6 protein-coding genes and 1 pseudogene are annotated in these 9,189 nt (G+C 55.5%); 5 read left to right on the plus strand and 2 right to left on the minus strand.

Going from position 1 to position 9,189, the window contains the following annotated elements; genetic code table 11:
• A partial coding sequence (gene traA, locus FHW77_RS26455) for a Ti-type conjugative transfer relaxase TraA (RefSeq protein ID WP_182591099.1) occupies positions 1-2,297 on the minus strand: 2,297 nt, incomplete at its 3' end.
• 376 nt (positions 2,298-2,673) lie between these two features.
• On the opposite strand from traA, the gene FHW77_RS26460 reads away from it, so the two are divergent.
• The 4 genes from FHW77_RS26460 to FHW77_RS26475 all read left to right on the plus strand — a co-directional run bounded on the left by FHW77_RS26460 (position 2,674) and on the right by FHW77_RS26475 (position 7,423).
• A complete protein-coding gene (locus FHW77_RS26460) occupies positions 2,674-3,705 on the plus strand; it encodes an IS110 family RNA-guided transposase (RefSeq protein ID WP_182591100.1) in 1,032 nt (343 codons plus the stop codon).
• 676 nt (positions 3,706-4,381) lie between these two features.
• On the plus strand, positions 4,382-5,305 hold the full coding sequence (locus tag FHW77_RS26465; protein ID WP_044459997.1) for a nucleotidyltransferase and HEPN domain-containing protein: 924 nt from the start codon (positions 4,382-4,384) through the stop codon (positions 5,303-5,305).
• 139 nt (positions 5,306-5,444) lie between these two features.
• A complete protein-coding gene (locus FHW77_RS26470; protein WP_182591101.1) occupies positions 5,445-5,753 on the plus strand; it encodes a mobilization protein in 309 nt (102 codons plus the stop codon).
• Entirely contained in the window at positions 5,750-7,423 is a 1,674-nt protein-coding gene (locus tag FHW77_RS26475; RefSeq protein WP_182591102.1) for a type IV secretory system conjugative DNA transfer family protein, read from the plus strand. The genes FHW77_RS26470 and FHW77_RS26475 overlap by 4 nt, the downstream gene beginning before the upstream one ends.
• Here FHW77_RS26475 and FHW77_RS27085 read toward each other — a convergent pair.
• Positions 7,398-7,712 (minus strand): annotated as a pseudogene (locus FHW77_RS27085) (transposase); the annotation flags it as partial. The gene FHW77_RS26475 and the pseudogene FHW77_RS27085 overlap by 26 nt on opposite strands.
• A 457-nt stretch (positions 7,713-8,169) precedes the next feature.
• Here FHW77_RS27085 and FHW77_RS26485 point away from each other — a divergent pair.
• On the plus strand, positions 8,170-8,658 hold the full coding sequence (locus tag FHW77_RS26485; RefSeq protein WP_286086178.1) for a peroxiredoxin: 489 nt from the start codon (positions 8,170-8,172) through the stop codon (positions 8,656-8,658).
• The last annotated feature ends 531 nt before the right edge of the window (positions 8,659-9,189 follow it).

Below are 9,189 nucleotides of genomic sequence, written 5' to 3' on the forward strand. Positions count from 1 at the left end.
AACTCCGTGATGTCTGCATAGAGCTGCACGCTGTCGCGATGCCTTGTCATGGCGACATAGGCAAGATGCCGGTCCATGGTGCCGGACGCCAGCACGAAAGCGCGATCGACCGTGGCGCCCTGGTTTTTATGGATCGTCGTCGCATAACCGTGGTCGATCGCCTGGTAGCTGTCCGTGGCAATGCTGACACTGTCGCCGCCTCGGCCATCGAGCCGGGCAAGGATCTTATTCGGCTCGACATGCTCGACCGTGCCAAGCATGCCGTTTTTGACGCCGAGGTCGCGGTTGTTTTCGAGGAAGATTATCCGGTCACCGGGAGCGAAGGCGCGTTTGCCGTTACTGGTCTGGAAGGTGAGTTCTCCAACTGCCTCACTTTTCCCTCGGTCCTCACCATCCGCTTGCTCTGCACCGACGCTCAGCTCGTCACGGTTCCCCAGCCTTTGTCGGGTTTGAAGCTCCGAGCGGATGGCGGCATTGAGCGCGCGCACATCGGCGCGGCGATGCGCCATGGCAACCCGGCTGCCATCGGCACGCCGCTCACTATCGGCAACATAATCACGCACGATCTGCACCATCGCTTTGTCGCGGCTTTCTGCAAAGTGGATATCGCCGTGCTCGCGGTAGGCGGCAAGGCCGTCGGCCGTTTTGTGGGTCGCAAAGGCAACCGATGCTTGCCTCTGCCAATCATGACGCTGGCGGCGAATGCCGGAAAGCTCGACATGGCCGATCTGTTCGGCAATCGCCCTGAAGGGAGCACCGGCGCCGATTGCCTGCAGTTGCTCATGGTCACCGACAAGCACGATCTTTGCGCCGCGCTCTTCCGCCTCGCCGATGAAGCGGGCAAGCTGACGGCTTCCTACCATGCCGGCCTCGTCGATGACGAACACGTCGCTGCTGCCGATCAGATCCCGACCATGGTCCCAGCTGTATGACCATGACGCCAGAGTGCGGCTCTCTATACCGGAACTTTCCTCAAGACCCTCGGCTGCCTTTCCGGCTAACGCCGCACCATGGACCCGATAGCCTTGAGCCTCCCACGCCTCGCGAGCGGCTGCCAGCATGGTGGACTTTCCGGCACCGGCAAACCCGACCACAGCGGCGATGCCTTCAGGGCCCGTAACATGTTCGATTGCATGACGCTGTTCGGCCGACAATCCCGCAGACGGATCGCTCGCAGCCACCATTCCGCCAGCGCTTTTGCGAAGAGCGTAATCCTGCCTTTCCATGGCGCGCTCGACATGGCGAGGATCGACACCGTTGGACTGCGCCTGATGCAGCCGCTCCGCCGATCGCGCAATTGCGAGTTCCAGATTTATCATGTCCCGCGTCGAATAGCGCGCATTGGAGACGTCGCCCGTCTCAGGATCGATGTGCTCAGCCTGGAGTTCGACAAGCGTTGGCGACGCCATCACAGCGGCAAAGGCGTTCCGGAACATTTGGGCGTCATCGTTGATATAGCGATGCAGGGTCATGGCAATGTCGTGTCGATCGAACACGCTCTTTTCATTGCTGATCAGCAACAAAACCTGTTCCGGTTTTTGGCGGATCAGTTCGGCATTTTGTCGTGCTGCCTCGTCATCCAGTCGACCACGCTCGACCGCCATGCCCTGCTGTTGCATCTGCGAGGCATGCACGCCCATATGTTCCGTCGGCGACAACTCAAGACCACGCTCTACATGCGAGCGATGATCGATGCGAACATCCAGGCCTTCGCGCTGAAGCTGACGGTTGGCGATGCCTTCCCATGCCTGCCGGATATCGCGCAGCTGCATGTCGGTCGTCGCCATGCCATGTGCCAGCAGCCGTGCGTTCTTCTGCTCGAGATACGTTTTCTCGCCAAGGCCGGTTCTGCCAACCTGCCGCGTCGTCATCAATACATGCGCATGGTAGTTCCTGATATCGCCATGCTCGCTTGGCGAATGGATGGCAAAATCCACGGCCGCGCCATAGCGGTTTGCCAGATCCTGGGCAAAGGCGCGTGCAGCCTTCAGCCGCCCTTCTGGCGACAGCTCATGCGGAAGCGCGATTTCGAATTCGCGGGCGACGCGGGCGTCTTTTCGCTTTTCTGCAAACTCGGCAGCGTTCCACAAAGCCGAACGATCCAAAGCCCAATCGGCAGAAAGACCCTCCGGCAGCACAATCTCCTTATGCTCCACGCCGTCTTTGCGGGTAAAATCATGCACGAGGCCATCGCGGTGATTGGTAAGAAGGACCGCACAACGATAGGCGGCGGATGCGACGGCACTGCGACCGGATGAGCGTGAGACAGGCTTGGTGCTGAGATGATAAATCGCCAACCGAAATCTCCGATCCGCAAACGGGGAAATTCAGCGCTCTGATGCGCGGCAAGTCGTAAGTGCGCCCTTGTCTGTTTACCGGTGGCGAGGCTAGCAACAACGAACGGCGATTTCGACTACTAAAAGTAGTAGTCGAATATAGACAATCTCGCGTTTTTGAATAGGCGCCAAACGCCTCAGTTTGAAGAGGTGAATTCCCCCGCTGAAAAATGGGGCATTCAGTCAGGTCGATGTCAGCGGACATCGAGACTGTGATCAGCGGGCTCTCCGAGGCCTGAACGAACACCGAAGACGGCGATATGCGCGTCACATCATCAATCTGTAATCGAGCGATGATATCGTGGCATTGATCCCCAAGGTTTCAAGGGAGTGGCCGATGCAGGACGTGGCGACGGTAGGGCTCGATATAGCCAAGCAGGTTTTCCAGGCGCATGGAGCAGATGCGAGCGGAGAAACTCTTTTCAACACGCAGATCAAACGTGAGAACGTTCTGGAGTTTTTCAGCAAGCTCAAACCATGCCTAGTCGGAATTGAGTCCTGCGCTACGAGTTATTACTGGGCACGGCAGTTACTAGAATTTGGGCATGACGTGCGGTTGATCCATACCAGTTACGTGAAGCCGTTCGTGAAACGGGGAAAAACCGACGCCAACGATGCGGAGGCGATCAATGTTGCGCTTACGCAAAAGACAATGCGCTTCGTCCCGGTCAAAACCTTGAACCAACAAGCAGCGGTGACGATTTTTCGAACTCGCAGCCTTTTTGTTTCACAACGGACTCAACTGGTAAACGCGCTGCGGGGGCACCTAGCGGAGGCCGGCCTGGTAGCGGCAAAGGGCATTCAAAATTATTCTAAATTGGTCAAACTGATGGAAAGTGCAGCAGATACCGCTCTGCCTACAGTTCTGAAACAGGCTCTCACTGACATTTGCGACCAGATACATCTATTGAATGATTTGGTCACGAAACTAGACAAAGAGATTGACCGACGTGTCAAACACGATGAGAACGCGTGTAGGCTTCTGACGATACCTGGTGTTGGCCCGAAAACTGCAATGTGCGTTATTGCGACAATTTCTGATATCCATCGGTTTCCGTCTGGCCGCCATTTCTCTTCATGGCTGGGTCTTACTCCTCGCACGTATTCAAGCGGAGGTCGTTCGGTTCTGAGGCGCATTACCAAAATGGGGAATAGCGAACTCCGAGCGATGCTTTATCTCGGGGGCACAGTAATCATGATGCGAGATAGCAAAACTCCAATCGGTCGTTGGGCCGCTCGATTGCGCGCGAGACGGCCGTACAAAGTCGCCGCTATCGCGGTGGCAAATCGTATAGCGCGCATCATTTGGGCTCTTTTGGCAAATGGAGGAGTTTACAATCCGACATACGGCCGAGAAGCCTCAGCGTGACGCAGCGATAATCTTGAGCGTTTGAATAGGTGGTGGCAGCGGTAAGCAAACAGGTAGCGCACTAGAGAGCGAATTGTCCGAATAATCTGATGTACCTGGAGTACGGGCCCGCTGTAGGCATTTGCTCTGCGTTTCGCGTAATGGCGATCTTTAAAGGTGATGCCGTCAAGACTCATGCAGCGCTTGCAATTGCCTTGCCCTTGGTCATCCATCTAGCGGGCCGTTTCCAAGTATGGGGCGGCCCGCACTCCTGTCTGGATGATGATGACCGCCTCGATTACCGAGCCTTTCTTGATGTGACTGCGTTTTCCAAATTGTGTCGAAGTGGGCGGCAGGGCAGGCGGGCATCTGGCTGCAACGGTTGGACAGGGTGCGTCGTTAACGGTCCTTCGTAACCTCAATGCTCCACTCTGTCGGCGACCGTATGGCGCACGGAGCGCCTGCGATTGGGAAAAGCCGGGAAGCGATATACAACCTAGGATAAAGTACCATTGAATGTTCGCTATTGAGGAATGAGGGTATTCCAATACCATTTGCACAAATCAGTGCCGGTTGCCTCAAGATCGAACGTGCATCGCCCAGGAAGACAGGCATTCGTTTGGAGGCGTCCAAAAATCGGAGTTTCAAAGGCCTCTGGAATGGCCCATACAGGACACCGTCGATAAGCGGAGCAGACATGAAGACCAGCCTTGAACATTTGCCAGAACGAAAGCAACGCGAGCTTGCGCGCGTCGTCGGGATTATCCAGGAAGAGTTTGCTGATCTGGTGGAGCGCTCTAAGTCTGACGCCAAGAAGGATGGACGGATCTTCAAAATCATCCTGTTCGGTTCTTACGCGCGCGGCAACTGGGTTGATGAACCGCATACGTCGAAAGGTTATCGCTCGGATTTCGATATTCTCGTCATCGTTAGCAACAAGGAACTGGCCGATCCCAAATACTGGGACAAGGCGACCGACCGGCTGATGTGGGACAAGGAGATCGAGACACCTGTTGGCCTCATCATGCACGGCGCTCGCGAGATCAGTAATTTCCTAAATGACGGCCAGCCATTCTTTGTTGATCTCGCCCGTGAAGGCATCGTCCTCTATGAGTTCGACGATAGGCCGCTGGCTGAACCGAAACCGCTTAGACCGGCAGACGCGCTTAGAGTAGCCGAAGAGCATTTTCACGAAGAAATGGCTGCCGCTCGCTCGTTTCTCGATACGTCGTTGTATCTGAGAGACAAGCGGATAAAGCATGCTGTTTTCGAACTCCATCAGGCAGTGGAGACCGCTTACAACTGCTACCTCCTGACACTGACAAATTACTCGCCCGCGTCGCACAATCTCAAATTCCTGCGTGGACTTTCCGAGGGGCGTGATCACCGTTTGATCGACATCTGGCCGCGCGACCGTCAGCGATTTACCACGTGGTACAACATCCTGAATGAGGCCTACGTCAAGGCACGCTATTCGAAGCGTTTCGAGGTTTCCGAAGAGGCGCTCACATGGCTTCAGGAGCGGACGGCGGAACTTCACAAGCTGGTTGAGACGCTCTGCAGCGAGCACATCGAGAAGCTCAAACAGGCCGCGGGACAAGCGGCAAGTTCCAGCGACTGATCGCAGCGTGATCAACCACAGGGGCTAACCTCCTCTCAATCGCTATGTCGATCTCCTCATAGAAACTGGTCTGTCTTCCAGGAGCAAAGCCGTGGTCAACAGCGGCAGTTCCGGTGCGACCCAATCGAAAGGAACAATCGTGGCAAGGAAAACCATCGAACAGCGCCTGGCTGAACTGGAGGCGCAGCGTTCCGCGCTGAAGGCCCGGCTTTCAAAAACCGAACGCAACAATGACATGCGTCGCAAGGTCCTGATCGGCTCGCTCGTTCTGCATCACCTGGATCCCTCGAATGATCAGGAGTTCAGCAAACAACTCGGTGAATGGCTGCGTCGTGAACTGCCAGGGTTCCTGACACGCGACAATGACAAGGCGCTGTTTGCCGATCTGATCGGACAAGGACTGACGGACAAGAGAGAGGGTGGCGACAGCGGGCAGGGTGCTCTATGACCCGAATACGACTTGCTTGGGCCGCATTCAAGAACATGATGCGCGCTGCCGCGCAGGATCCGCTTTGGGCATTTCTAGCTTTGATTGCCATGCCCTTCCGAATCTGGAAACCGCTTCTCGGATTTATGTTCATCCTCATCATCGTCACGTTCGTGATCGGCATGGGTGGCCGTCATTTCCTTGAGCAAACGGGTTTCGGTCACGGCTCGCCTGTCTACATCATCCCCGATTTCCTCACCTTGCTGGCGCTTGCCGCTATCACCTTCCGGTTCATCACCGCTCCACTGATTTTGCATTTCGGGGACAGTGACAATGATACCCATGGCTCCGCCCGCTTTGCGACAGACAAGGAGATAGCCGCTCTCACCGCATCCGGCTCCGGCCTCCTGATCGGTCGTGATACGAAAACGGCGAGGCCCCTGCGGTATGATGGTCCGGCCCATCTCCTCACCATGGCGCCGACGCGTACCGGCAAGGGTGTGGGCACGATCATCCCGAACCTGCTGACTGCCGACCGTTCCGTGATCTGTGTCGATCCGAAAGGTGAGAATGCAAGAATCACCGGCCGTGCTCGTCAAAAAATCGGCCCCGTTCATGTGCTCGATCCTTTCGGGATCACCGGCAGACCCTCGGCAGCCTTCAATCCGCTGGCCATGCTTGATCCCCACAGCCTCGATGTTGCGGAAGATGCCAGTGCCCTTGCCGATGCTCTCGTGTTCGACGAACCGGGAATGGCAGGGGAGGCGCATTGGAGCGAGGAGGCAAAAGCGCTGATTGCCGGATTGCTGCTCGAGATCGTTTCGACGGAGCCTTTCCGATGCCGGCACCTTGCGACACTTCGCGAGTATCTTACCCTTGCGCCAGAACAGTTTGCAGCGCTGCTGAAACGGATGCAGGAGAGCGATGCGGCAGGCGGACTTGTCGCGCGCGCCGCAAACCGACACCTCGGAAAATCCGACCGCGAAGCCGCAGGCGTGCTGTCCGCGGCTCACCGCCATACGCATTTTCTCGATTCACCACGCATGACGGCCGTCCTCAGCCGCTCTGATTTCCGGTTCGCTGATCTCAGGCGCAATAACATGACGGTGTTCCTCGTTCTTCCGCCTGATCGCCTCTCGACCTATTCGCGCTGGCTGCGCCTGCTTGTCTCGCAAAGCCTGCTCGAAATGGCCCGTGATCCGACAAAGCCGGCGACACCCGTTCTTTATCTGCTCGATGAGTTTGCATCCCTTGGGCATCTGGCACCGGTCGAACGCGCGATGGGTCTGATGGCGGGTTATGGTGTCCAGCTTTGGCCCATCCTCCAGGACATCCATCAGCTGCGTGCCACATACGGTCACCGCGCCGGAACCTTCCTGTCAAATGCCGGCGTGCTGCAGGTCTTCGGCGTCAACGATCATGACAGCGCCCGCCTCATCTCTGATTTGCTTGGACAGGAAACGGTCGTGTTCCAGACGATGGCGAGAGCGCTCGATTCCGATAAGACCGGCATATCCTACAGCCAGCAGCATACCGGCCGGCCGTTACTCACCCCTGATGAGGTACGCAATCTGCCTGCGAACGGACAACTGCTGTTCCTTGCCGGACAGCGGCCAATATTTGCTGAAAAGCTTGCCTATTTTGCCGATCCGGAATTCAGGGAGATGTTCGACCAAGTGCCACGATCTTGATGGTCAGCCTTGAGCATTCCGCTAAATGATGCACACGAGCCGAGGTGCCATCGATCGTCGTGAGGCCGTGATCAGAAGGGCACGCGAATGAGTCCATCAGCCTGTCCCAGATTCCAACAATCGTCCAACGCCTGAATCGATTATGGCACGTCGTGTACGGACCATATCTTTCTGGAAAATCACGGCATGTGGCACCTGATCGTAGAACTCAGAAGATGCCGTTGAGCACCCGTCGGACATCGACGCAAGGCACGCCTCGCCGCTTGTGTGGTAGGAGTGGCGAAATCATGCGTCATTCAAAGTCGGTCAGATCATAACGGCTCATCGCTGAATTTGAGTCAGGTGATGCGACGGCAGGAAAGTCCGAAACGGGAGTGGGAGTGCCAATCTAGATGGGAACGCTCGAGGCCTATTGTTTGACCATTGCCTTCGTTGGCGAGCTTGCAGCAAGCTTATAAAGTTGAAAGTCGGTGTCATATGACTTTTCAAGCCGATTGAGATTTTCTCGATTTAATTCTCTTCCAGTCGACACGCTGACGATTTCGGTCTTCCGCTTGGCGCCACTAGCGGTCATTGACAGAAGGTCTTGTCGCCGTATTCTCACCAACAGTTGCAACGGGATGACTGCAATGTCGGAGGTGACGGAACACGCGATCGATCGGGGCGATGGTGCTCGGGACGACTTCGGGAACGATTGGATTGAATTGGTTCCCCAAGACGATGGTGCAGTTAAGCATCTGTTTGGAATGGAAGTGCCACGCATTGCTTTGCAGGCGACAGACGCGACCACAGTGGACCTTTGTGGTCCGGGCCTATCTGTCGTATACGCATATCCTCGGACAAGCCCGCCCGGAGGTGACGCACTTGACGGTTGGGATGCAATTCCGGGCGCGAGGGGGTGTACACCGCAATCCTGCGCGTTTCGCGATCATTTCGCCGAATTGAAGGAGCTAGGCGTAAGCCGTCTGTTTGGCCTCTCGACCCAGACCACGGAATATCAGCGCGAGGCTGCGGAACGGCTTCACCTTCCGTTCCCACTTCTTTCGGATCATTCGCTCCGTCTGGCATCGGCCCTTGGCTTGCCGATGTTTCAAGCAAGCGGTCTGACCCTGTTACGCAGGCTAACGATGATCATCCAAGCGGGTGTCATCAGGCATGTCTTTTATCCCGTGCATCCACCCGAAGAGAACGCAGACGCAGTTATCAGTTGGTTGAAAACCAATGGTGTTGTCTGAGCGGGCCCTTACTAGTTTGAGTGGGTTCTGTTGAAAAGTTTTTGGGCTTTTTCGTGGAGAACAGGTCGCGAAAGCAGATTGCGCCGACACCCGACAATTACCACGGCAATCATGTTGCCGCGACAGTAGGCGGAAGGATGTTTATGTTTGGAATATTTTACCGATAAAGCAATATTAAATACATAGATTATTGTTTTTATACTTTGTGCTAGGAATTAATTACCCCATTTTGGTGAATTATTGATCGCGCGTCGCGCACTGGTAGGAGAGCATCACCCCAAAACATATAATTTATATGGCTAGCCGCACCTAAACATATAAATATTGCAAATAGACCATTGCTGCGCGCATATTGGCGGATTTTGCTTGTTGTTCGGGGAGCGCGATTTGAACTGCTTGTAACTATGCGATTTTATATAGGTTTTGTGTGAAGGATGGACTATTTATTGGTGGACCGAGAGGGAGTCTGATTATGGAATGGACTGAAAAAGCGATGAAAGTTTGATATCGATCGATCGTAATAACAATATC

Source organism: Agrobacterium sp. RC10-4-1, assembly GCF_014138475.1.
In the GTDB taxonomy this organism is placed as follows: Bacteria; Pseudomonadota; Alphaproteobacteria; order Rhizobiales; family Rhizobiaceae; genus Agrobacterium; species Agrobacterium pusense.

What these genes read in the sequence shown, in the direction of transcription:
- FHW77_RS26460 (WP_182591100.1), top strand. Translation starts at nt 2,674, where the DNA reads ATGCAGGACGTGGCGACGGTAGGGCTCGATATAGCCAAGCAGGTTTTC.
- FHW77_RS26465 (WP_044459997.1), top strand. Translation starts at nt 4,382, where the DNA reads ATGAAGACCAGCCTTGAACATTTGCCAGAACGAAAGCAACGCGAGCTT.
- FHW77_RS26475 (WP_182591102.1), top strand. Translation starts at nt 5,750, where the DNA reads ATGACCCGAATACGACTTGCTTGGGCCGCATTCAAGAACATGATGCGC.
- FHW77_RS26485 (WP_286086178.1), top strand. Translation starts at nt 8,170, where the DNA reads ATGGAAGTGCCACGCATTGCTTTGCAGGCGACAGACGCGACCACAGTG.